Origin of the sequence: Methylorubrum thiocyanatum (assembly GCA_014138645.1) — a bacterium.
Lineage (GTDB): Bacteria > Pseudomonadota > Alphaproteobacteria > Rhizobiales > Beijerinckiaceae > Methylobacterium > Methylobacterium thiocyanatum.
Window position 1 is genome coordinate 176856 of the sequence record JACJIB010000002.1, and the last position, 20704, is coordinate 197559.

At 71.2% G+C, this 20704-nt stretch carries 19 protein-coding genes; 8 read left to right on the plus strand and 11 right to left on the minus strand.

From position 1 onward, the window contains the following. Window positions 1-56 precede the first annotated feature (56 nt). Entirely contained in the window at window positions 57-1007 is a 951-nt protein-coding gene (locus tag HNR51_RS04580) for a LysR family transcriptional regulator (protein ID WP_182554118.1), read from the minus strand. 96 nt (window positions 1008-1103) lie between these two features. Here HNR51_RS04580 and HNR51_RS04585 point away from each other — a divergent pair, with 96 nt between their 5' ends. Then, a complete protein-coding gene (locus HNR51_RS04585) occupies window positions 1104-1355 on the plus strand; it encodes a hypothetical protein (protein WP_182554119.1) in 252 nt (83 codons plus the stop codon). A 113-nt stretch (window positions 1356-1468) separates the two neighbouring features. On the opposite strand, the gene HNR51_RS04590 is transcribed toward HNR51_RS04585, so the two are convergent. Beyond that, window positions 1469-4621 carry an efflux RND transporter permease subunit gene (locus HNR51_RS04590; protein WP_373325203.1) on the minus strand — a complete coding sequence of 1051 codons (3153 nt, stop codon included), beginning with the start codon at window positions 4619-4621 and terminating at the stop codon, window positions 1469-1471. Between the two features lie 44 nt (window positions 4622-4665). Continuing rightward, the gene (locus HNR51_RS04595) at window positions 4666-5772 is read right to left on the minus strand and encodes an efflux RND transporter periplasmic adaptor subunit (protein WP_012456727.1); all 1107 of its coding nucleotides are present in this window, start codon (window positions 5770-5772) and stop codon (window positions 4666-4668) included. Window positions 5773-5947: 175 nt separating this feature from the next. Here HNR51_RS04595 and HNR51_RS04600 point away from each other — a divergent pair, with 175 nt between their 5' ends. The 3 genes from HNR51_RS04600 to HNR51_RS04610 all read left to right on the plus strand — a co-directional run bounded on the left by HNR51_RS04600 (window position 5948) and on the right by HNR51_RS04610 (window position 7349). After that, entirely contained in the window at window positions 5948-6166 is a 219-nt protein-coding gene (locus HNR51_RS04600) for a molecular chaperone-like protein (RefSeq protein ID WP_182554121.1), read from the plus strand. Between the two features lie 118 nt (window positions 6167-6284). Then, window positions 6285-6698: a hypothetical protein gene (locus HNR51_RS04605; RefSeq protein WP_182554122.1), complete on the plus strand. Its 414-nt coding sequence runs from the start codon at window positions 6285-6287 to the stop codon at window positions 6696-6698. Window positions 6699-6827: 129 nt separating this feature from the next. Then, window positions 6828-7349 (plus strand): hypothetical protein, encoded by a 522-nt coding sequence (locus tag HNR51_RS04610; protein ID WP_012456730.1) that lies wholly within the window; start codon window positions 6828-6830, stop codon window positions 7347-7349. A 25-nt stretch (window positions 7350-7374) separates the two neighbouring features. Here HNR51_RS04610 and HNR51_RS04615 read toward each other — a convergent pair whose 3' ends face one another. After that, window positions 7375-9216: a pyrroloquinoline quinone-dependent dehydrogenase gene (locus HNR51_RS04615; protein ID WP_182554123.1), complete on the minus strand. Its 1842-nt coding sequence runs from the start codon at window positions 9214-9216 to the stop codon at window positions 7375-7377. A 189-nt stretch (window positions 9217-9405) separates the two neighbouring features. On the opposite strand from HNR51_RS04615, the gene HNR51_RS04620 reads away from it, so the two are divergent. After that, the gene (locus HNR51_RS04620; protein WP_012456732.1) at window positions 9406-9675 is read left to right on the plus strand and encodes a hypothetical protein; all 270 of its coding nucleotides are present in this window, start codon (window positions 9406-9408) and stop codon (window positions 9673-9675) included. Between the two features lie 65 nt (window positions 9676-9740). Here the strand turns inward: HNR51_RS04620 and HNR51_RS04625 are convergent, their stop codons facing one another. The 6 genes from HNR51_RS04625 to HNR51_RS04650 form a co-directional block, all read right to left on the minus strand. After that, the gene (locus tag HNR51_RS04625) at window positions 9741-10886 is read right to left on the minus strand and encodes a sensor histidine kinase (protein ID WP_182554124.1); all 1146 of its coding nucleotides are present in this window, start codon (window positions 10884-10886) and stop codon (window positions 9741-9743) included. Between the two features lie 199 nt (window positions 10887-11085). Further along, complete coding sequence (locus HNR51_RS04630; RefSeq protein WP_012456734.1) at window positions 11086-11472, minus strand: hypothetical protein; 387 nt, start codon at window positions 11470-11472, stop codon at window positions 11086-11088. A 107-nt stretch (window positions 11473-11579) separates the two neighbouring features. After that, window positions 11580-13931, minus strand: coding sequence for a xanthine dehydrogenase family protein molybdopterin-binding subunit (locus HNR51_RS04635; protein WP_182554125.1), 2352 nt, complete (start codon window positions 13929-13931; stop codon window positions 11580-11582). After that, the gene (locus tag HNR51_RS04640; protein ID WP_141955063.1) at window positions 13928-14407 is read right to left on the minus strand and encodes a (2Fe-2S)-binding protein; all 480 of its coding nucleotides are present in this window, start codon (window positions 14405-14407) and stop codon (window positions 13928-13930) included. Before HNR51_RS04640 ends, HNR51_RS04635 begins: the two co-directional genes overlap by 4 nt. Window positions 14408-14837: 430 nt before the next feature. Next, window positions 14838-15188 carry a hypothetical protein gene (locus HNR51_RS04645; RefSeq protein WP_182554126.1) on the minus strand — a complete coding sequence of 117 codons (351 nt, stop codon included), beginning with the start codon at window positions 15186-15188 and terminating at the stop codon, window positions 14838-14840. Window positions 15189-15344: 156 nt separating this feature from the next. Next, window positions 15345-15596: a hypothetical protein gene (locus HNR51_RS04650; protein ID WP_182554127.1), complete on the minus strand. Its 252-nt coding sequence runs from the start codon at window positions 15594-15596 to the stop codon at window positions 15345-15347. A 342-nt stretch (window positions 15597-15938) separates the two neighbouring features. Between HNR51_RS04650 and HNR51_RS04655 the strand changes: the two genes are divergently transcribed. Continuing rightward, window positions 15939-16193, plus strand: a complete 255-nt coding sequence (locus HNR51_RS04655; protein ID WP_012456739.1) for a hypothetical protein — start codon at window positions 15939-15941, stop codon at window positions 16191-16193. A 44-nt stretch (window positions 16194-16237) separates the two neighbouring features. Here HNR51_RS04655 and HNR51_RS04660 read toward each other — a convergent pair whose 3' ends face one another. Then, window positions 16238-19177: a phosphoenolpyruvate carboxylase gene (locus tag HNR51_RS04660; RefSeq protein WP_182554128.1), complete on the minus strand. Its 2940-nt coding sequence runs from the start codon at window positions 19175-19177 to the stop codon at window positions 16238-16240. Window positions 19178-19332: 155 nt separating this feature from the next. Here HNR51_RS04660 and HNR51_RS04665 point away from each other — a divergent pair, with 155 nt between their 5' ends. Continuing rightward, window positions 19333-19785, plus strand: coding sequence for a hypothetical protein (locus tag HNR51_RS04665; protein WP_182554129.1), 453 nt, complete (start codon window positions 19333-19335; stop codon window positions 19783-19785). Continuing rightward, entirely contained in the window at window positions 19782-20693 is a 912-nt protein-coding gene (locus HNR51_RS04670) for a hypothetical protein (protein WP_182554130.1), read from the plus strand. Before HNR51_RS04665 ends, HNR51_RS04670 begins: the two co-directional genes overlap by 4 nt. Window positions 20694-20704: the final 11 nt, after the last annotated feature.

The following is a 20704-nucleotide window of genomic DNA, read 5'->3' on the forward strand; positions in this document are numbered from 1 at the left end:
CTTCCCACCGACTTCCACTCCGAGATCGCTGCCGCGTCCTTTGGGACGGCCCGGCCTCATGGCCAGGACCCGTCGGTTCGTGACCGCGGATCGGACTTGCGCAGCGTCACGATGGTCTCCCGCAGCCAGCGCTGACTCGGCACCGCGTCGTTGGAGGCATGCCAGATCATCGAGATGGAGACGTCCGGCAGCGTGATCGGCGCCGGGCTCACGGTGAGCCCCATGCTGTCGGCGAAGAAGCGCGCGAGCCGCGCATGCATCGTGGCGATGACCGGCGCCTGCCGCACCACGAAGGGCATCACCGAGAAGCGCGGCGAGGTCAGCGCGATGACCCGCTTGCGGCCGATCTTGGCCAGTGCGTCGTCCACCACGCCGTGGGCGCTCTCCACGAGGCTGGTCAGCAGGTGGGGCAGCCGCACGTAGTCGTCGAGGGAGATCGGCGCCGTCACGCCGACGAGGTCGGCGTTGAAGATGCAGAGGTAGCTCTCCTTGTTGAGGATCCGGCGCTTGTGGTGCGTCTGGCCCTGCTCGAACACGCCGATGCCGAGATCGACGCGGCCGGTATCGAGGTCGTCGAGGATGCGGTGGCGATCGACCGTGTGCAGCAGGAGCTTCACGCCGGGCGCCACCGCCTGCAGATGCGCGATGAGGGTGGGCATCAGCAGCACCTCGGTCGAGTCCGGGATGCCGAGGGTGAAGGTGATGTCGGCCGTGGCCGGATCGAAGGCGTCGGGCGGCGCGGTGATCTCTTGGATCTGCGCGAGCGCCGCCTGCACCGGCGCCATCAGCGCCAGCGCCCGCGGAGTCGGTCGCATGCCGTCGGGGCTCCGCGTCAGCAGCTCGTCCGAGAAGGTGGTCCGCAGCCGTCCCAGGGCGTGGCTCATCGCCGACTGGCTGATGCCGATCCGCCGTGCGGCCCGGGTCACGCTGCGTTCCGTCAACAGCGCGTCAAGGGCGACGAGCAGGTTGAGATCGAGCCGACCGAGATGCACGTGATCGATGCGCATTATGAAATCGATCCATTTGATTCATGGGTGTGGACCCAGCACATACAGTCTCACGAAGCGACGGGGAGCCCGCCGCCGGAAAAGAGGCTGAACACGATGTCCAAGACTCTTCGTTCGATCACCACCGCCGCCCTGGCCTTCGCCGCCCTCGGCACCCTGTCCGCCCGCGCCGGGGAGACCGCTGCCGTCCACGGCGTCAAGACGGTCGGCGCCCTCGCCCTGGAGACCCAGGGTCTGGCCACCAGCGACCTCTCGGTCCACCGCCAGGGCGGCTTCGCCCTCCCAGGTTCGGTCCAGTGGATCAAGACCCCCGTCGAGCAGGGACCGGTGCGGCAGGCCGCCTTCTAGGTGAGCCGCGTGAGCCGCGCGAACGGCCGAGACGATCCTCCGGCGCCGGACGGCGCCGGAGGTTTTTCGTGTGAGGCGGAAACGTCAGCCGTCACGCTGCGGACGCGTGGCGCTCACGGCGACGTCTGTAAGGATCTGAACCGGGCGAACCGCAGGGCCAGCATCGGCAGCACGGCGAGGTTCAGGAGCGTCGAGGTCGCCAGCCCGCCGAGGATGACCAGGGCCATCGGTCCCTCGATCTCGCGGCCCGGCTCGCCGGCGCCGAGCGCCAGAGGCAGCAGGCCGAGGCCGGTGACCAGCGAGGTCATCAGGATCGGCACCAAGCGGTCGGCGGCGCCCTCGACCGCGGCCGCCGCGTTCCAGCGGCGCCCCTCCACCAGCACCATGTGCTCGTAATGCGCGATCATCATGATGGTGTTGCGCAGCGAGATGCCGAACAGGGTCACGAACCCGACGATCGAGCCGAGCGAGACGACGGCGCCGCTCACGGCGACCGCCAGCACGCCGCCGACGAAGGCGAAGGGCAGGTTGACGAGGACGAGGGCGAGATTGGTCAGCGATCCCGTCACCATGAGGAGCAGCAGCACGATCCCGAGGCCGGCGAGGCCCGCATAGAGCGCCAGTTCCCGCCGTGCCTTCGCCTGCGTCTCGGCCGCACCGCCGAAGCCGATATCGATGCCCGAGGGCTGCGCGACCTCGCGGGCGATCTTCCGCTTCGCCGCCTCGGTGAAGGAGGCGATGTCGCGCCCCTCCACATTCGCGGTCACGACCCGCACCCGCTGCGCGCCGACATGGCCGACGGCGTAGCGGCCGGCGGTCTCGTAGATGTCCGCCACCTGGGCGAGCCGGATGTAGTTGCCGCCCTTCGTGCGCAGCGGCAGGGTGCCGAGGGTCGAGAGGCGGGTGCGCGCGGCCGGTTCGAGCACGACCACGACGTTGAACACGGCGTTGCCCTCGTAGGCTTGGCCGACGATGTCGCCCTGATAGGCGGTGCGCACGATCTCCAGCACTTCGATGGCGTCGAGGCCCCAGTGGCGCAGATCGGCCGGGCGCAGGCTCACATTGACCTGCGGCAGGCCCGGCGGCGACCGGAGCTGCACGTCGGCCGCGCCGCGCACCTCGGCGAGTTCGCGCGCCACGTCGCGGGCGGTGGCCTCGATCCGGTCGAGGTCGGTGCCGGTGACGCTGACCACGACCGGCGCGGTGAAGCCGGAGACGACCTCCTCGATCCGCTCGGTCAGGAAGGTCTTGAGCGAGAAGTTCGCGCCGGGGGTCGCCGCCATCAGCGCGCGGATACCAGCCTCCGCCCGCTCCTGCCCCTCCCCGTCGAGGCCCGGTTCGAGATCGATATGGATCTCGCTGTCGTGCGTGCCGCCGAGATCGTAGCCGGCCTCGGCGCGCCCGACCTGCTGGGCCACCGCGCGCACGCCCGGCACCGCCTTCAGCCCCGCGGTGATACGCTCGCCGAGCCGCAGGGATTCCTGCAGGGAGGTGCCTGGGACCGACGCCATGTGCAGGATCAGGTGCCCTTCCTTGAGGTCGGGCAGGAACTGGCCGCCGAAGAACGGAACCGGGATCGCCGCCGCCAGCGTCAGGGCGAGGCTGGCGGTGAAGACGAGGCGCGGGTGACGGTTGAGCCGCGCCAGGGCGCGGATATAGGCGCCGCGCACGCCGCGGCTCACCGGTGCCTCGCGGACCGGCCCGTCGGAGCGGCCGGCGAGCAGCAGGCGCGCGAGGGCGGGCGTCACGGTCAGCGCCACGGCGAGCGAGGTCAGCACGGCGAGGATGTAGGCGAGCGCCAGCGGGCCGAACAGGCGGCCGGGCACGCCGGTCAGGGCCAGCACCGGCAGGAACACCAGCAGCACCGCAAAGGTGGCGTAGGCGACCGAGACGCGCACCTCCAGGATTGCATCGAGCACCACCCGTGCGCCGGGCCGGGGCGTCTCGGCGCGGCGGTTCTCGCGCAGGCGGCGCATCACGTTCTCGACGCCGATCACCGCATCGTCCACGACCTCGCCGATGGCGATGGCGAGACCGCCCAGCGTCATGGTGTTGAGGCTCTGGCCGAACGCGCCGAGGGCCAGCACCGCGCCGATCAGGGAGAGCGGGATCGCGGTGGCGCTGATCAGCGCCGTGCGCCAGTCGGCGAGGAAGACGAACAGCACCACGACGACGAGGATGCCGCCCAGCGCGAGCGCCTGGACCACGTTGTCGGTGGCCTGCGTCACGAAGTTCGCCGGGCGGAACAGGTCGGCGCGCAGGGTGATCCCGTCACGCTCCAGGCCGGGGCGCATCTCGGCCAAGGCCGCCTCCACCTGCGCGGTCACGTCGAGGGTGTTGGCGCCGTACTGCGCGCCGACCATCAGCAGCACGCCCGGTCGGCCGTCGACCAGCGCCGCGCTGATCGCCGGCTCGGGCGCGGCGGCGACGTCGGCGACGTCGCCGAGCACCACGCTTGCCCCGCCCTCGTTGACGAGCACGGTGCGCGCCACCGCTTCCGGGGTCAGGGCTTGCCCTTCCGTCTGCAGGGTGATGCGCTGATTGACCGTGTCGACGAAGCCCGCCCCGCGCACCCCCGTGGCCTTGCGGCCGGCGGCGAGCACGTCGTTCAGGCCGATGCGGAAGCGCACCAGATCCTGCGGCCGGACTTGGATGCGCAGCGAGCGGATGTCGCCGCCATAGACCAGGACTTCGCCGACGCCGGGCGCGGCGAGCAGGCGCAGCCTCAGGCGCCAGTCGGCGACCGTGCGCAGGTCCATCAGCGAGTGCGTCGGCGAGGTCAGGCCGAGGAGGAGCACCGAACTCGTGGACGAGGTCAGCGCGGTCATGGTCGGCGGCAGGACGCCCTGGGGCAGCCGGGCGGTCACCGCGGCGAGGCGCTCGTTCACGAGCTGGCGCGCCCGGTAGATGTCGCTGCCGGTGGCGAAGGTGGCGGTGATGACCGACAGGCCCTGGATCGAGTTCGAGCGCAGGGTCGCCAGCCCCGGCAGGCCGCTGACCGCGACCTCCAGAGCCTGCGTCACCAGCACCTCGACCTGCTCCGGATTGAGGCCGGGCGCCTCGGTCTGCACCGTCACCGTGGGTGGGGCGAATTCCGGAAAGACGTCGTACTTGGCCGATCCGAGGGCGACGATGCCGTAGATGGCGATCGCCAGGACCAGCGCCAGGACGATGCCGGGCCGGCGCACCGCGAAGACGACCAGGGCGGCCTGGAGGCCCGAGGGGGCAGGCCCCGGCGGGGCCGGAGCCGGCGCGTCGTCGCGCATCGGTCGGGAGTCGGGCCGTCGGTCGGGCCGTCGGTCGAGCATGCTCAGTCGTCGTCCGCGTCGGCGGCCTGGATCTGACCCTTCAACTCCTCGGAGAGCACCGCCTGCGGTCCGGTCACGACGATCTCGGCCTCGGGGCCGAGGTCGTCGACGACGTAGGCGTCCGCCGAGATCGGCGCGTCGGCCTTGAGGGGATGGCGGGCGAAGGCGTCGTCGCCGACGCTCCGGTAGATCCAGGCATTGCCCTGCCAGTGCACCACCGCGCTCTCCGGCACCGCGATGCCGGTGGTCTCGCGCTCCGAGGTGAGGAAGGCGAGCGTGCTCATGCCGGGCAGGAGCCCGCTGTCGCCGGCCACGGTGTAGAAGGAACTGACGCCCTGGATGCGCTGGTCGGTCCGGGTCGCGGGCGAGACGTAGCGGAGCGCCACGCGCTCGCTCTGGGGCGGCACCTCGGCGGAGGCCGTGGCCGGCGGCGCCTTCAGGGTCTCGCCGGGCGGCAGCGTCACCTGCACGAGGAAGTCCGTGCGCTCGATCAGCCGGGTGATGACGGCTGAGCGCTCGATGATCGCCCGTCCGATCACCGTGCCCCATTCCTGCTGCGCGGTGGCCGCCAGCGTCCGGACCTGCGACTGCGCCGCGGCGAGTGCCGCCTCGTCGGTGCGGAAGGTGCCCTCGGCCGTCTCCAGTTGGACCTGGGTCGCGTACGGGCCGAGGCTGCGCGCCCGGACGAAGGCCGCGCGCGAGACGCCCGCCTTCGCCTCTGCGGTCTGCAACTGGGCCTTGGCGCTGGCATAGCTGTTGGTGAGTTCGGTGACCCGGGCGAGGTCGAGGACGGAGCCGAAGGCCTGCACCTCGATCCGGTGGGAGGCCTGGACGTGCCGTGCCGTGGCGACGCCGATCCGCGCCCGCTCCTCGTCGCTCAGCCGGACGACGGCGCGCCCGCCCTCGACCGCGACCCGCACCGACGGGCGGCCTTGCGCCGCCGGCTGGTGCGCCGCGGGCGTCGTGGCCCGGGACAGCCTGTCGTGGAGGTCGGAAAGGCTCGGACCGGCCGCCACGCGCAGGCCGTTGCCGGCCTCCGTCAGCATGAGCGCACCCAGCACGCCCACGCCGAGCGCCAGCCCCACGGGCAGGACGACCCGCCGCCGCATCTCTACGCCTCCACAGCCCCCGCGTTCTCCGCGCGATTTGCCACTTTTGCCCGGTTTGTTCGGCGTGGTCCACCCGGTTCTTGTGCCGGGTCGCTGCGCACCGGCGGCGCGGATCGGGAACGGTCGGCGGGTGCGGTCGGATACGTCGGTGTCGCCCCCGCACGTGAGCCGCCGCATGACCCGATTCCGCCCGATCGCCCTTCTCGCCGTCCTCCTCTTCGCGGTTGCTGCGATCACGGTCGTCGTGCTGCGCGCCACGAGCGATGCGCCGAGTACGGCGCGGGACACGGCCAAGGCCGGGACGACCCCGGCCTGCGACCCTCCCACACCCGGCGCGGAGCCCCGCTCACCCGACTGTCCCCAGTCCGCTCCGCCCACGGCGCGCACGCCGTGAGACCGGCGGACGATCCTTCGCCCGGTCTTGGTGTTGGTCCTGGTCTCGGCCTGGCACTGGACAGACCGGCGCAATCTGCTGATGAAGGGGCGTTCCGATCAAGTGGGGCTCAAAACCCGTGCGCACGGTGAAGAAGATACTGAGGAGGGCCAAGCTTGCGGCCCTGACGACGCGGCGGGCGCCGTCCTCGATCGTCCGTACGCCGTTGCCGGGCTTCGATCCGATCTATTACCTGTACTGGTATCCGGACGTGCGCGTGTTCCCACAGGGGCCGCTCGTCCACTACATCCATTACGGCTGGCGGGAGGGCCGCGACCCGAGCGCGGGCTTCAGCACCGAAGGCTACCTGAAGGCCAATCCCGACGTGCGCGAGAGCGGCTGTAACCCCCTCGTTCACTTCGTCGAATCCGGCCTGTCGGAGGGGCGGCAAGGCTGGCAGAAGAATCCGGACGCGCCGCCGCCGAAGCCGCATCCGCTGGATTACCATTCGGGCAAGCTTCTGCCGCCGCCGAACCGCGCTCCCGGCGCCTGAGTCGCCGCGGGCCTGCTGCTTGTCGGAGCCGAGCCGCCTCTGAAACGGCACCCGGCGCCTGTCCCGTTGACGGAGGGAGCCGGCTATGGCTCTAGGCGTCATCGCGTCCCATGAGGGTTGTATTCCGTCATGTCCGAAGGTGATACGCTGGCAAAGGCCCTGGCCGATGTCCGGCAGCGGATGAATGATCTCCAGGCCGAGTACGACCGTGTCTCCGTCGAGCTGGCCAAGCTTCGGGTCGCGGAGAAGTCGCTCGCGGCGATCGTCGAGGGGACGCCCCTCGAGGCTGTGATGGGTGGCGCGACGGCCGCTGCGCCGGCCTATCCGGGCGAGGCGCGTCCGGCACGCGGCGGCGGGCGGGGCAGCCGCGGGCCGCGGGCCAACTCGGCCAAGGGGCGGCTCAAGGCCCTCCTCGAGGGCGCCGGACCGCAGGGTCTGTCGCATGCCGAGATCGCGCGGCGCCTGCCCGACGTCGCGCCCAACACCCTCAACACCTATCTCAGCGTCATGGCCAATAGCGGCGAGGCCTTGCGCCGGGGCGACTTCTATGCCGCCGGAGCGCCCGACCGTGCCGCCGACGAGGCGCCGGAGGACGAGGCCGAGCCGCAGGATCCCGCCGACCGGGACGAGGAATCCGACGCGGCCGAGTGAGGCCGCGTCCACCACCTCCTCGGCATCAATCGGGGAGTGCGAACACCACGAGGGCGTCGCCGGTGCCGAAGCCGGACGCCTTGGTGAAGGAGGCGCCGCCTGCGGCCACGGCCACGTATTGGCGCCCCTCGACCGTATAGGTCACCGGCGGCCCGCCGATTCCCGCCCCGCACTGGAAGCGCCACAGGATCTCGCCGGTCTTCGCGTCGTGGGCGTCGAGATGCCCGTCCTCCTCACCCGAGAAGACGAGGCCGCCCGCGGTGGCGAGCGTGCCGCCGGAGAGGCGGCTTCCCGCCTTGCGCGACCACGCCACCGCTCCGCCCCCGGCGAGATCGACCGCGGTGAGCGTCGAGAAGGAGGGCTCCCCCTTCGCCTCGCCGGTCTCGGTGTAGCGGACCTCGCCGCGTCCGCCCGACGTCGGCGCGGTCTTCACCGTGTAGGTCGCTGCCCCGTGCCGCACCTGGGCGAAGGCGAGGCCGCTGCCCGCGTCGAAGGCCACCGGATGCCAGGACACCGCGCCGAGGGGGCCGGGGCTTACCACCGTGCCCTCCGGGCTCGGGGGCACGAACAGGTTCTTGTGCGTGATGAGGGGGGCGGATTTGCCGAGAAGCCGCCCGTCGGTGCGGTCGTGGACGTAGATCCAGCCGAGCTTGCTCGCCTGCGCCACCGCCTTCACCGGCCCTTTCTCGGTGGGATAGTCGAGCAGGAAGGGCGGGCTCGCCACGTCGTAGCCCCACTCCTCGTGCGGCACCTGCTGGAAGTGCCAACGCAAGCTGCCGGTCTTCACGTCGAGGGCGACGAGGCTCATCGTGTAGAGGTTGTCGCCGGGACGCGTCAGGCCGAAATTCTGCGGCGCCGGGTTGCCAATGCCGAGATAGATCAGGCCGAGATCGGCGTCGTAGGCCGGCGTCATCCAGAGCGAGCCGCCGCCGACCTTCCACGCCTCCCGGTGCGCGGGGGCCGCGGCCTTCTCCGCGGCGATGTCGCGGTGGAGCGGCAGGCCGTCCGCGGTCTTCTCCGCGAAGCCGCCCTCCCAGCCGTCGGCCTTGGTGACGTACCAGCGCCAGCGCTCCTCGCCGGTCTTCGCGTCGTAGGCCGCGAGCCAGCCGCGCCGGCCGTAGCCGCCCTCGATCCCGACCACCGCACCGCCGTCGAGGCCACCCTTCTCATCCTCGACATGGAGGCCGTAGCCCGCCCCCGTCACCCCGACGATGACGAGCCCGTCGGCCACGAGCGGCGGCATCTTGAAACCCAGACGGCTCGATCCCTGGACCGGCTTGTCGCTCAAGGTTGCGGCAAGCGCCGAGGCGGTCTCGGTCTCCCCCTCCTCCGGTCGCACCGCCTCCCGGTCCCAGACCAGCCGGCCGGTCTTCGCGTCGAGCGCGATGACGCGCCCGTCCATGGTCGCTTCGAAGACGAGGCCGCCCGACACCGCCACGCCGCGATTCGAGGGCGGTCCGAAGATCTTCTCCGTGCGCGCCTTGTGGGTGTAGGTCCACAGCGCCTTGCCGGATTTGGCCTCCAGCGCCGCCACGTGGTTGCCCGTGGTCGAGACATACATCACGCCATCGATCACCACCGGCTCGGCCTGGAAGTAGCCGGTGACGCCGGTCTGGAAGAGCCAGGCCGGGCGCAGGCGGGCGACGTTGCCGCGGTCGATCTGCGCCAGCGGCGAGTGGTGGGTGTTGCCCGCGTCGCGGCCGAAGGCCGGCCAGTCGCCGGAGACCTGCGCGGCCTCCTGGGCCGAGGTGCCGGTCGTCGGTAGCAGGACGGGAACGAGGAAGATCAGCGCAGCGGTCAGGCCGCCGGTTCCCCGGTCACAATGCGCGTGTCCAACCGCTGCAAGCGTATTCCTACGGCGTTTCACTCCGGTCCTCCCCTTCTTCGTTCGGTGATTGTGGTGGCGCGTCGATCGAAGCGAAGGACCCGGCGTTCCGGCCGCACGTTTTTTTCGGACCTATCATCCGTCTTCGTTGTTATTCCGGCACACAATGACCCTCAACGCGCTTCGTGATGCATTCCGAGCCGGGTCATCTTACGCAGACGAGAGGACTTGATGCGAACTCTGATCCTGGCCGCGACCCTGGCCTTTGCCGGACCCGCCTTGGCCCAGACCACGGCCCCGACGGCGCCCCGTTCGGGTGCGCCGATCACCGCCGGTCAGAACAACACCGGGGCCGACACCAACGTCACGATCCCGCGCGGCAGCACCGGAGCGGATACGGTGCAGACCGATTCGGCGGCCGGCGGCAACGCCAACCAGCCCTCGCGCGCGGTGCCGCAGGGCAGCGGCGGCGGCGGAAGCGGCAGCGCCGGCGGCAACTGAGCCGCGAAGACGGGCCGGGGCCGGCGCTCGCGCCGAGCCCGGCTCACCCCCGACTGACGCCCGCCTCAACCGCGCGGGGCCATCCGCAGTTCGAACTGCGCGCCCTTGCCCGGCCTCAGCGTCAGTGTCCCGTCGAGCTGGCGTGCGAGATTGCCGATCACGCGCATGCCGAGGCTGGCTCGCGCCTTTAGCGGGTCGAAGCCCGGCGGCAGGCCGACGCCGTCGTCACAGACCGAGACGGTCAGCCCACCATCCGCACGCATCGCAGCTTCGACGCGGATCTCGCCTTGCCCGTCCGGATAGGCGTACTTGATCGCGTTGGTGACGAGTTCATTCACGAACAGGCCGAGCGGGATCGCCAGATCGGCCGGCATCGTCACGGTCGCCGCGCGGCAGCGCAGGGCGTGGGCACCCGCGCTCTCGGTCAGCTTCTCGCATAGGGCTTCGAGGAAGCCGGCGACGTCGATCTGCGTGAGGTCCGGCTGGCGCCAGAGCTGGTCGTGGACCTGCGCCACCGCCTCGACGCGGGCGCGGGCGTCGGCCAACGCGCTCTTCACGTTCTCATTCTCGGCGCCGCGGGCCTGGAGCGCGAGCAGTCCGGCTACCACGGCGAGGCTGTTCTTGACCCGATGGCTCATCTCACGGCTCAGGAGGTCCTGCCGTTCGAGCGCGACCTTGAGCTGGGCCTCCGAGCGCTGGCGCTCGATGGCGCTGCCGAGCAGGTTGGCGAAGCCCTGCATGAAGGCGATGTCGGCGGGGCCGAACACACCCTCGCGGGTGTCGTCCACCTCCAGCACGCCGTAATGGCCCTCTCGGTTGGTGATGAGCACGTTCACGGCCCGACGGATGCCGTGGCGCGCCATCAGCTCCGGCGTGCGAAAGCGGGTCTCGTCCTCCAGATGGTTGGAGATGACGGGCCGGCCGGTCTTCAGGGCGTAGCCCGCGGGCGAGGCGAGGTCGGCACCGACCACCGCCCGGCCGACGCAGTCCGCCTCCCAGCCGACACCGGCGCAGACGAGGAGCACGTCCTGAGCCGGCTGATATTCGAGCGCCTTGCAGAACTGCGCCTGCATGCCCTCGGCGCAGAGTTCGGTCGCCCGTTGCAGCAGCGGCACCAGTTCGGTGGCGCGCAGCGCCTCGACGCCGAAATCGGACAGGATCGCCTGCTGGCGCAGCCGGAGGTCGAGCGCCTCCGGCGAGATCTCGGTCATAGGGTCGTCTCGGAATTCCCGGAATGCGGGGCGGCGCGCGAACGATGCACGGTCGCAGGCGACGGTGTCGGCAATATGGGAAGGTTGGGTGCCCCATGAAAAATGGAAAGGCCCGGTCGCGCCGAGCCCTTCCATTCCGGGATTTTGCCGACAGCGTTGACGGGCAGGACGCCGTCGGCGCCCCGCCCTGGCCTCATGCTCAGGGCTTGGCGTCGAGGAGCTTTTCCGCGCGGGTCACAGCGGCCTCGCAGCCCTTGGCGTCGCCCTTGCCGTCGGCGGTGCGGGCCTCCTCCAGGGCGACCCGGGCCTGCTGGGCCTGATCGCCGCCCTTGCCGGCCTCGGCCGATTTCTCCGGGGGCGCCTCGCGCTTGTCGGTCTGGCCGCCGGTCCCGGTCTGGCCCTCGCCCTCGCGGTGGGCCGCGACGGTCTTGCTGCCGGTCGAGGCCGCGATCGACTCCGAGGCCTCGGACTTCGCCCGCCCGTCGAGCTTGGCGATCCGGTCGGAGCAGGGCGAGGCCAGCGCGGGCCCGGCCAGCAGGAGCCCGGTCAGCGACAGGCCGAGGGTGAGACGCGCGGTGGGAGTCATGAAGTGGGGGTCCTCGTACAACACAGGTGCCTGTGAAAGTCGCGAGGCGCCCGAGAGTTGCGCCGATCCTTCGCCCTCCCCCCGGAGGGGGAGGGCTTTCACTTGGCTCAGGAGCTGAGCTGGTCGCGCAGCGGCAGCTCGCGCACCCGGCGCCCCGTCGCGGCGAAGACCGCGTTGGCGATCGCCGGCGCGACCGGGGGGACGCCCGGCTCGCCGACGCCGCCGAGGGGGGCGTTGTAGTCGTTCGAGGGCACGAGATGGACCCGCACCACCTTCGGCGCGGCGTCGATGCGCAGAACCTCGTAGCCGTCGTAGTTCGCCTGCTCGGCCCGGCCGTTCTTGAAGGTGATCTTCGAGGTGAGCGCGAGGCCCATCCCCATCACCACGGCACCTTCCATCTGCGAACGGACACGCTCCGGGTTCACCTGCGGCCCGCAATCGACGGCGATGTCGATGGCGTGGACCTTCACCTGGCCCTTGTCGTCTACCTCAACCTCGGCCGCGACCGCGGTGTAGGTCACGAAGCTGTAGTGTCCGGCGATGCCCAGCCCCCGGCCCTTCTCCAGCTTGCGGCCCCACTTGGCGCCGTCGGCCACCGTCTCGATGACGCGGCGCAGGCGGCCGGTATCGACGGGGTAGCGCTTCGGATCCTCGCCGTAGTTCCAGACGTCGCCGATCTCGGTCGGGTCGATCTTTCGCGCGGGGCCGATCAGCTCCAGCAGATAATCCTTCGGGTCGCGCCCCGCGGCGTGGGCGAGTTCGGCCACGAAGGATTGGATCGCGAAGGCGTGCGGGATGTTCGAGACCGAGCGGAACCAGCCGATCCGGGTATGGGCGGAGGCTTCCGGGTTCTCGAAGCGCAGGTTCTTCAGCGCCAGCGGGTTGTTGACGAGGCCCATGCCCAGCTCGAACGGCAGCTCGTGCTTGGGGTCGGGCGCGAAGATCGAGCCGATCGTCGGCGCCACCGAGCGGTGGAGCCACGCCACCGGCATGCCCTTGTCGTCGACGCCCGCCTCGATCCGCTCGACCGAGATGGTGTGGTAGTAGCTGTGCTGGATGTCGTCCTCACGGGTCCAGACCAGCTTCACCGGCTGACCGTCCACCGCCTGCGAGCAGAGCGCCGCCTCGACCACGTAATCGGGCTTCGACTTGCGGCCGAAGCCGCCGCCGAGCAGCGTCACGTTCACCCGCACCTTGTCGGCGGGCAGGTTGAGGCGCTTCACGACGCGGTCATGGGCGGCCTGCGGACCCTGGGTGCAGGCCCAGATCTCGCAAGCGCCGTCCTTGATGCGCGCAACGGCGGCCGGGGGCTCCATCGGCGCCTGGGCGAGGTGGGGCACGAAGTACTCCGCCTCGAACTTCGCCTTGGCGGTCTTCATCGCCGCATCGACGTCGCCCGCGACCCGCACGACCTTGCCGGGTTTGCGCGCGGCGGCTTCGAGTTCCTTGCGGAAGGCGTCGGTGTCGTAGCCCGCGTTCGGGCCGTCGTCCCAGGTCACCTTGAGGGCCTCGCGGCCCTTCATCGCCGCCCAGGTGTTCTTGGCGATGACCGCGATGCCGCCGAGCGGCATGAACTCGGACGGGATCTCGCCGCCCTCGATCTTGACGATCTTGACCACGCCCGGGACCTTCTTGGCCTCGGTGTCGTCGAACGAGACGACCTTGCCGCCGTAGACCGCGGGGCGCGCGACGACGGCGTACAGCATGCCGTCGAGCTTCACGTCGAGGGCGTAGATCGCCTGGCCGGTGGTGATGTCGCGGTTGTCGATGAGGCCGATCTTGCCCTTGCCGATGTAGCGGAAGGCCTCCGGCTTCTTGAGCTGCACGCTCTCGCGGGCCGGGATCGGCAGGGCGGCGGCCGCCTCGGCGACGTCGCCGTAGCCCAGCGTGCGGCCGGACTTGGCATGGGTCAGGACGTGACCCTCGGCCTTCACCTCGGAGGCCGGCACGCCCCATTGCTTGGCGGCGGCCTGGATCAGCATCAGCCGCGCGGCGGCACCCGCATGGCGGAAATGCTGGAAGAAGTGGCGCAGCGAACGCGAGCCGTCGGTGTCCTGGTTGCCGAAATGGGTCTCCTCACCCCAGGCCTGGACCACCTTCACCTTCGACCAGTCGGCCTCCAGCTCGTCGGCGACGGTGAAGGCGATCGAGGTGCGAACGCCCTGGCCCATCTCGGAGCGATGGTTGGTGACGGTGACGGTGCCGTCCTTGGCGATGGCGACGAACACCTTCGGGTCGTCGCGCCAGCCGTTGGGCATGCCGTCGGCGCCGAATTTCTTGGCCTTCTGCTCTTCCGTCTGGCCTTCGTCCGCCTTGGCGCGGTCCGAGAGCGAGAGGGCGAGCACGAGGGCGCCCATGCCGCCGAGGATGCCGCGGCGGCTGACATTGTCGAGCCGGACCGGGCCGGCATCGTTCTGGGAGGCGGCGAGTTCGGCCATCAGCTTGGCTTCGTGAATCACAGGCGATCTCCCTTGGTGGCGGGCGCCGTCTGGCCGGCAGCCTGATGGATCGCGGCGCGGATGCGCGGATAGGTGCCGCAGCGGCAGATGTTGCCGCTCATGTTCTCGTCGATCTGCTGATCGGTCGGCTTCGGGCTGTCCTTCAGGAGGGACGCCGCCTGCATGATCTGGCCGGTCTGGCAGTAGCCGCACTGGGCGACGTTGAGATCGCGCCATGCGACCTGGACCGGGTGGTTGCCGTCGGGCGAAAGGCCCTCGATCGTCGTGATCTCCTGGCCTTCCGCCGCGGAGACGGGGGTGATGCAGGCCCGCGCGGCGGTGCCGCCGAGATGGACCGTGCAGGCGCCGCACTGGGCGATGCCGCAACCGAACTTGGTGCCGGTGAGACCGAGTTCGTCACGCAGGTACCAGAGCAACGGCATCTCGGGATCGCCGTCGAAGCTGCGTTCGGCTCCGTTGACCGTGAGTTTTATCATCGCTGCCATCTGCCGTTTTCAGAATGGAAGGCGCACGAGCGGTGCCTGAGCCCGCCCGGCAGCCGGATCGATCTGCCGTTCCCCAATGGATACCGTACCGGGACCGGTCCGAAGCCCGGCGAGCGGGTGGATCGGTGCCGTGGCGGCCGGTTCACGGGCGATGCCGTCCGGCTCTTGGTTCGCGCCTGTCGTCGGTCGCGGGCGCGGCGGGATCGCTGCGCCACGACAATGCGGAGGCCGGGTTTCGGCCTCGACTGCATTTCTTATCTGGAATTAATCAGAACTGGGAGGCTCTGGCAATCGCACGACTCGGTCGTGTCCGATGCTTTGGTGCCCCAAACCCGGGTTCGGGCGCGTTGCAGGCGCGAGCCCGCAACCGTCTGTGCGATCCCGCACACGAACGTTGCAGCAAATGCAGTTCCCAGCCGCCCTACCCCCTCCGACGGACAGGGTCGGCCCGTACGCTCTCGGGCAGGGCCGCGTACCAAGCGGCATAGGGCGTGTTGGCGATCATGCGCCGGTTCTGATCGGGCGCGCCGTCCGTCCACCAGACCGGTCCGCGCTCGCCGAGTCCGTGCTTGGCGGCATCCACCGCCGCGCGGGCGCGGACGAGCGCCGCTTCGTCGCCGCACCGCTTGGCGGCGCGCACCGCGCGGCGGGCATCCATCAGCTCGCGGACGAGCCGGTCGCGCTGCACGGGTTCGAGGTCGGGCCGGTGTCGCCGCCACAGGCGCCCGTGCACGACGATGTAGCGCCCGTCCGGCGTTTCCAGCACCCGCATCGCCGCTCCTCCGCGCTGATCCTCAGGCGTCCCCACCCGACGCCGCGCCGCCCTCGTCCCTCCGGTCCGCGATCCGCGCCCGATGCGGCGGTGGGCGTCGAGCGAGGCCAGCCGAGGCGACGACGCCGCTCCCGAGGGATGGTTCCGGGGATCGCCTCACGCGAAGTCGCCCACCGTGTCGGCGACGACGTCGGGCGCCGTCACCGAGGCGTAGCCCGCCTGCCAGAGGCGGTGCTCGTCCGAGCCCTCCGGGTGCGGGTTGTCCTGCGCGCCCTCGCGCCGCTCGGCGGCCCCGCGGCCGTCGCGATAGGGGCGCGCGTCGGTCTCTCCCCAGTCGATGCCCTCGCCGATGCTTTCGCCGATCCCTGCGCCGGTCCCCTGGCCAGCCGCTTCGCCCGTTCTTTCCATGGTGCGCCCTCCCCTCGCCGACCGCACAAATGTAACATTGCCCGTAACGATGGCGAGGGGCGGCGCGGAACAACCGGATCGCGTCGTCGCGCCGGTGTTTCCCTTCGGGCGGAGTTCACTTAAGCCGCGCCTAGAGTGCGGTGCGACGCGCCCGCCCGCGAGCCGCCTTCTCCTCCGGGCGAGGTGGTGCAGCGGTCGTTTCGTGGAAGACACTGGGGCGGCCCGCCGGGCTGCCCGCCCTGCCGGAGACGGGACGGGGCTTCGAGCGTTTCACGCAGACCCCGTGCCGCCGGCCCGGCCGGCAGGATCACGCAACACCGAGTACGGCCCCGAGGACGCCCGATGAGTCGCCTGGACGAACTGAAGAACGACCCCGCCTTCCGCCAAGCCGCCCTCGCGGTGCGCGGCGCCGCCAGCACCCTGAGCGGCCGGGCGATGACCCACGAGGAGGCCGAGCTGCTGGTGAGCTTCGCGCTCGCCACCTACGCCAATGCCGGCGGCCTCGCCGAGCCGAGCCTGAGCCGGCTCGCCCGCTTCGCCGGCAAGGTCGAGCCCGATGCGAGCTTCGAGAGCCTCGAGAGCATGATGAAGCATTGAGGCCGTCGGGGGCGACAGCCCCCTTCCGCCGCTTCCGTCCGCCTTTAGCCGAAGGCGCCGACCTCGTGCTGGATGATCCCGGAGATCTCCCGCACCCGCTCGAACATCCGGCGGATCGGCCCGAACAGGGTGTTGTGCTCGGTCTCGTAGGTGCCGACGTCGCGCGGGCCCGGCGGCTCGCCGAAATTGAGGCCGAGCGTCGGGTCGGGCGTGACTGGGAAGATCTCATCGAGCAGCTTCAGGCATCCGTCGATGTCGAGGCGCAGGAAGCGCTCCAGAAGCATCTCCCGGGTCAGCCCGGCCTGGGGCCGGAAGCTCGGGATATGCGCCGCCAGGAACCAGATCCGGTGGATCAGCGCGAGGCGGATCGCATGGAGGAGCGCGAGCCGGGTCGACATGGCGGCGAGGTCCGGCGCCGCAGCCTGGAGCGAGAGCCCGTCGCAGGTGAGCCGCCCGAACAGGCGGCGCAGGTCGGGCGAGAGGTTCAGCCGCTCCAGCGCGGCGGCGATGGTGACGAGCTCGTCGCGGCGCGCGTCGCGCCGGGTGCGGCGGGCGCGCTCCAGCCACACCGCCGGATCGAGGGTGTCGATATAGGCGCGTAGCACGTCGAGGTCGCCGACGCTGGCGGCGTGCTGCACGAGGCGGAAGGCGCGGGAGAAGCGGACCGAGTTCGCCCGCATGTGCCGGAACAGCTCCGGCGCCCGGTGGGCGGCGCGGCCGACGCCGTGCAGCGAGTTCGCGAGATAGCCGAGCTGCTGCAGGATCGCGTTGTTGGGGATCGCCCGCATCTGCCGCGGATGGGTGATCGCGGCAGGCCCCCCGCCGTCCGACTGACGCGCCACGGGGCGCGAGCCGGTGCGGTCGATCAGGCTCGGGCCGAAGGTGCCGAGCAGCGCCGCGTAGCCGCGGTCATCGACCAGGGCTTCCATGTCCTGGCGGACGACGCGGAAGAACTCGGCCGCGAAGTCCGCCTCCTCGTAGATGGGGTCGGCGGCCGGCGCGGCGGTTCGGTCGTTGAGCGCATAATCGGCGAAGGCGTCGTCCTCGGCGAGCGCATCGGCGAAGACGTGCTCGGCGATGCGCGCCACCGAGGCGCCCGCGAGCTCGGGCGAGCCGAACATCAGGTAGCCGTCGGAGCCCTGGAAGCTCGATTCGAGCCGCTCGCGGATGCCGGCCGTGGCGTTGCGCTGACGGGAATCCTCCGGCGCGAGATAGGCGAGGCGGTCGCGCAGGCTGGTCGGGTGGGCGCCGCGGCCGATCGACTCGCCGTGGGTGTCGAAGATCACGAGTTCGATGTCGGAGAGCCCGTTCTGCGTCATCAATTCGGTGATGCGCAGGCGCAGCCGCTCGATCCAGAAGGTCGCGGCCAGCTGGCCGACATAGCGCCCGGAATCCGAGTAGCCGAACTGCACCGAGAGCCGGCCGAGGCGCTTGAGATGGGCACGCCAGTGCGGGTTGCGCAGAGCATCGTCGAGAACGCGGATGCCCTGTTCGAGGGCGCTCGCGGTCTCGAACAGCGGCGTGATCTCGAGCTTGTCCGAGATGCCGTAATGGCGCGCGAGCCAGAGGGCGGCGAGCAGGGTGTAGCCGGTCTCGGTCTCGGCGATGAGGAAGCGCACCGGGTGGGTGCCGTCGACATGCTTGAGGATCTGGGTGATCGTCATCATCAACCGCGCGGCCGAGGCCCGCTCGGCGGCGAGCGCCCCGAAATCGACGGGCACGGGGCGCGCGTCGTTCAGCAGCGTGTTGATCGCCGAGAGATGCGAGCGCCGCTGCGCCGCGTCGGTCGGCTCGCCCTCCAGGTCGATGACCCGGCGCACCGCGTTGTGGATCTGGCTGGCGTTGAGCCGGAAATGCGGCAGCGCGTTCGACAGGCCGTGGGCGGCGACGCCGGAGCGCAGCACGGCGATGGCGCGGCGGTCGGCCTCCGCCTCGGCGGCGCCGAGCGCTGCGGCGAGGCCGGCGAGGATCGGCCCGGCATCGGTCTGGGCCCGCTCGCGCTCGATGATGAGGGCGAGCGCGAAGCGGTGGACCGCCTCCAGGGACGGCTTGGTGCCGAGCAGCGGCGCACCCGCGAGCTGGCGCTCGACGGCGTCGCGTGCGCTCGCGGTCAGCTCGCGCACGACGCGGGTGGCGGGGATGTCGGGCAGGTCGCGCAGGATCCGGTCGAACTGCATGCGCTTCGAGATCAGCCGGTAGCGCATGGTGTCCCACCACCCGATATCGGTGCGACCGTCGGTGTCGCAGCCGACCCAGCTCGCGATAGCCAGCGGCTTGGGCACCAGCTCGGTCCAGCGATCCGGCCAGCGGGCGCGGGCGGCATCGAGAATCGCGCCGTTGAGGACGTCGATCGCCGCGCGGCCGTGGTTGGCGGCCACGCAGGCCTGCTCGAACTCGTCGTCGAGGCTGATCTGCGGATCGGGCCGGGTCGAGCGGGCGGCGGCCTCGCCGATGATCGGCGCGCGCCGGTCGGCGTCGGGAAGCGAGGCGGCCCGCGCGATCAGCTCGGCCACGGCCCGCGGCATGCCGAAGGTGGGATGGGCCGTGAACACCGCAGCGAAGGCGGTGTGGCCGACGCGATCACGCAACGTCTCGAAATCGCCCGAGCCCCGCGCCACCGCCGCAACCAGGCGGTTGGCGAGTTCGACCGCCGGCGCCGCCTCCCCCGTGGCGGCGTCGGCGTCAAGGCCGACATAGCTGCGCAAGCGCTCGGCCCGGGCCGTCAGCGCCCGCCGCCGCAGGGTCGTGAGCAGGGCGTCGAGATCCGCTTCGCCGATCTCGTCCCGGTCGAGCCGGCGGGTTATGGCGAGCGTCACGGCCAGAACGGGGTTGCGGAACGGATCCTCGCTCGCCTGCTCGCGGGTGCGGGCGACGAGATCGAGCAGTTCGGCCTCTAGGTCGCGCTCCGCCGGCCGCGCGGGCGGGGCGGTGGAGGTCTGCACCGGGGGCTGCGGCGGGCCGGAATGGGGGTCTTCGAGGGGCATCGAGCGTTCCTGGGCGTGAGCGGCCGGTGACCGTCGGGCGGCGTCGAGCACGCGGTTCTCACCCTTCGTCCCGCGACGCAAGGACCGTTCCTGAAAAGGGGGCGTGTCCCCAGCACGTGCAAGCGCCCGCGATCCGGTCTAGGGTCGGCCCGAACATGGAAACCCTGGTGATCCTGGCCGCGGTGGCGGCGACCCTGCTCGCCTGCGTCTTCGTGGCGACGCTTTCCAAGGGGCCGCGCCGTCCACCGCTGCGCCTTCCCCGCGAGGAGGAATGGGCGGATAACGCGGACGCCGTCTCGAAGGCGCTGACTCCACCCCAGGCGAGCCCGATCGACCGCGGCGCGCAGGTCCTCGACGCCCGGGTGATCGGGGACCCGGCCGGCGGAGGTCCCGTCATCGAGGGCGAGATCGTCGACGCCCGCGACGGCGAGCCCCGTACGGCCCCGGAACCAGCGCCCCGAACGTTCGATGTGGAAGAACTCGACAGCCGGATGCTCGACCAACTCCTCGACCAGCAGAGCCGCGAATTGAAGCAAGCCCAGCGGGAGCAGGCTCCCCTTCAGGACGGCCCGCCCCCGTCCGGGTCCACGGACGGGACGACGCGATGACGCGGATCGCCCTGCTCGCCGCCGCGGCCTGGATCGCCCTCGCCCCCGCGGCCCTGGCCCAGGAAGAGGCCGCGCCCGCACCGGCTCCCTCGGAGGCCGAGGCCGCGCCGGAGGCGCCCAAACGCAAGCCGCGGCCGAAGCCGCGCCCGAAGCCTCAGGCCAAACCTGCCGAGAAGCCTTCGGAGAAATCGGCGGAAAAGGCCGCCGATCCGGCGACCGCGGAGGCGAAATCCTCGGTCGAGGCGGCCGCGAATCCGATTCCGTCCGCGCCCCCCTCCGCGCTTCCATCCTCTGGCCCGTCTCCTTCCGCGATGAACTTCGCGGCGCCGCCGGTCGCCTGCGATCCGGGCCAGGCCGTGCACTATCAGGGCACGAAGAACATCGAGCTGTGGGTGACGCGCAGCGGTGCCATCACCCTCGACAATCCCCTGCGCCCGCTCACGCCCGACGTGACCCGCGTGCTTCAGGTCGTGGTCGCCGGCAAGGTCGCCACCGCCTACGGGCCCGACTTCCTGTCCCTGCGCCGGGGGGCATCCCCGGCCACGCTGGAGGGGACCATCGGCGGAAAAATCCGCTGGGACGCTTCCCTGGCGGCCCTTCCCGATACTCTGCCGATCAACGCCGAGACCGGCGAACTGCTGACCGAGCTTCGCTTCCGCGAATGCGGCGCGGCCCCATCCGGCAAGCTCCTGCCGCCCCCGAAGGCCCGCCGCACGGCACCGACCGCCGAAGCCGTCGCGGCCGAGGCGGAGAAAGCGGAGAAGGCTGCCAAGGCGGCGACGAAAGCTGCGGAGAAGGCGGCCGCGAAAGCCGCAGGCTCGCGGTTGCCCGGCACCGCACCGCCGGCCGCGGACCTGCCCCCGCCGCGCACGCCGGGTCTGCATCTGCCCCAGGGAGCGATTCCCTGAGCGAGCGCCCG

Coding starts and splice junctions, on each gene's coding strand:
- HNR51_RS04580 (WP_182554118.1), bottom strand. CDS start 1,007: ATGCGCATCGATCACGTGCATCTCGGTCGGCTCGATCTCAACCTGCTC.
- HNR51_RS04585 (WP_182554119.1), top strand. CDS start 1,104: ATGTCCAAGACTCTTCGTTCGATCACCACCGCCGCCCTGGCCTTCGCC.
- HNR51_RS04590 (WP_373325203.1), bottom strand. CDS start 4,621: ATGCGCGACGACGCGCCGGCTCCGGCCCCGCCGGGGCCTGCCCCCTCG.
- HNR51_RS04595 (WP_012456727.1), bottom strand. CDS start 5,772: ATGCGGCGGCGGGTCGTCCTGCCCGTGGGGCTGGCGCTCGGCGTGGGC.
- HNR51_RS04600 (WP_182554121.1), top strand. CDS start 5,948: ATGACCCGATTCCGCCCGATCGCCCTTCTCGCCGTCCTCCTCTTCGCG.
- HNR51_RS04610 (WP_012456730.1), top strand. CDS start 6,828: ATGTCCGAAGGTGATACGCTGGCAAAGGCCCTGGCCGATGTCCGGCAG.
- HNR51_RS04620 (WP_012456732.1), top strand. CDS start 9,406: ATGCGAACTCTGATCCTGGCCGCGACCCTGGCCTTTGCCGGACCCGCC.
- HNR51_RS04625 (WP_182554124.1), bottom strand. CDS start 10,886: ATGACCGAGATCTCGCCGGAGGCGCTCGACCTCCGGCTGCGCCAGCAG.
- HNR51_RS04630 (WP_012456734.1), bottom strand. CDS start 11,472: ATGACTCCCACCGCGCGTCTCACCCTCGGCCTGTCGCTGACCGGGCTC.
- HNR51_RS04640 (WP_141955063.1), bottom strand. CDS start 14,407: ATGATAAAACTCACGGTCAACGGAGCCGAACGCAGCTTCGACGGCGAT.
- HNR51_RS04645 (WP_182554126.1), bottom strand. CDS start 15,188: ATGCGGGTGCTGGAAACGCCGGACGGGCGCTACATCGTCGTGCACGGG.
- HNR51_RS04650 (WP_182554127.1), bottom strand. CDS start 15,596: ATGGAAAGAACGGGCGAAGCGGCTGGCCAGGGGACCGGCGCAGGGATC.
- HNR51_RS04655 (WP_012456739.1), top strand. CDS start 15,939: ATGAGTCGCCTGGACGAACTGAAGAACGACCCCGCCTTCCGCCAAGCC.
- HNR51_RS04660 (WP_182554128.1), bottom strand. CDS start 19,177: ATGCCCCTCGAAGACCCCCATTCCGGCCCGCCGCAGCCCCCGGTGCAG.
- HNR51_RS04665 (WP_182554129.1), top strand. CDS start 19,333: ATGGAAACCCTGGTGATCCTGGCCGCGGTGGCGGCGACCCTGCTCGCC.
- HNR51_RS04670 (WP_182554130.1), top strand. CDS start 19,782: ATGACGCGGATCGCCCTGCTCGCCGCCGCGGCCTGGATCGCCCTCGCC.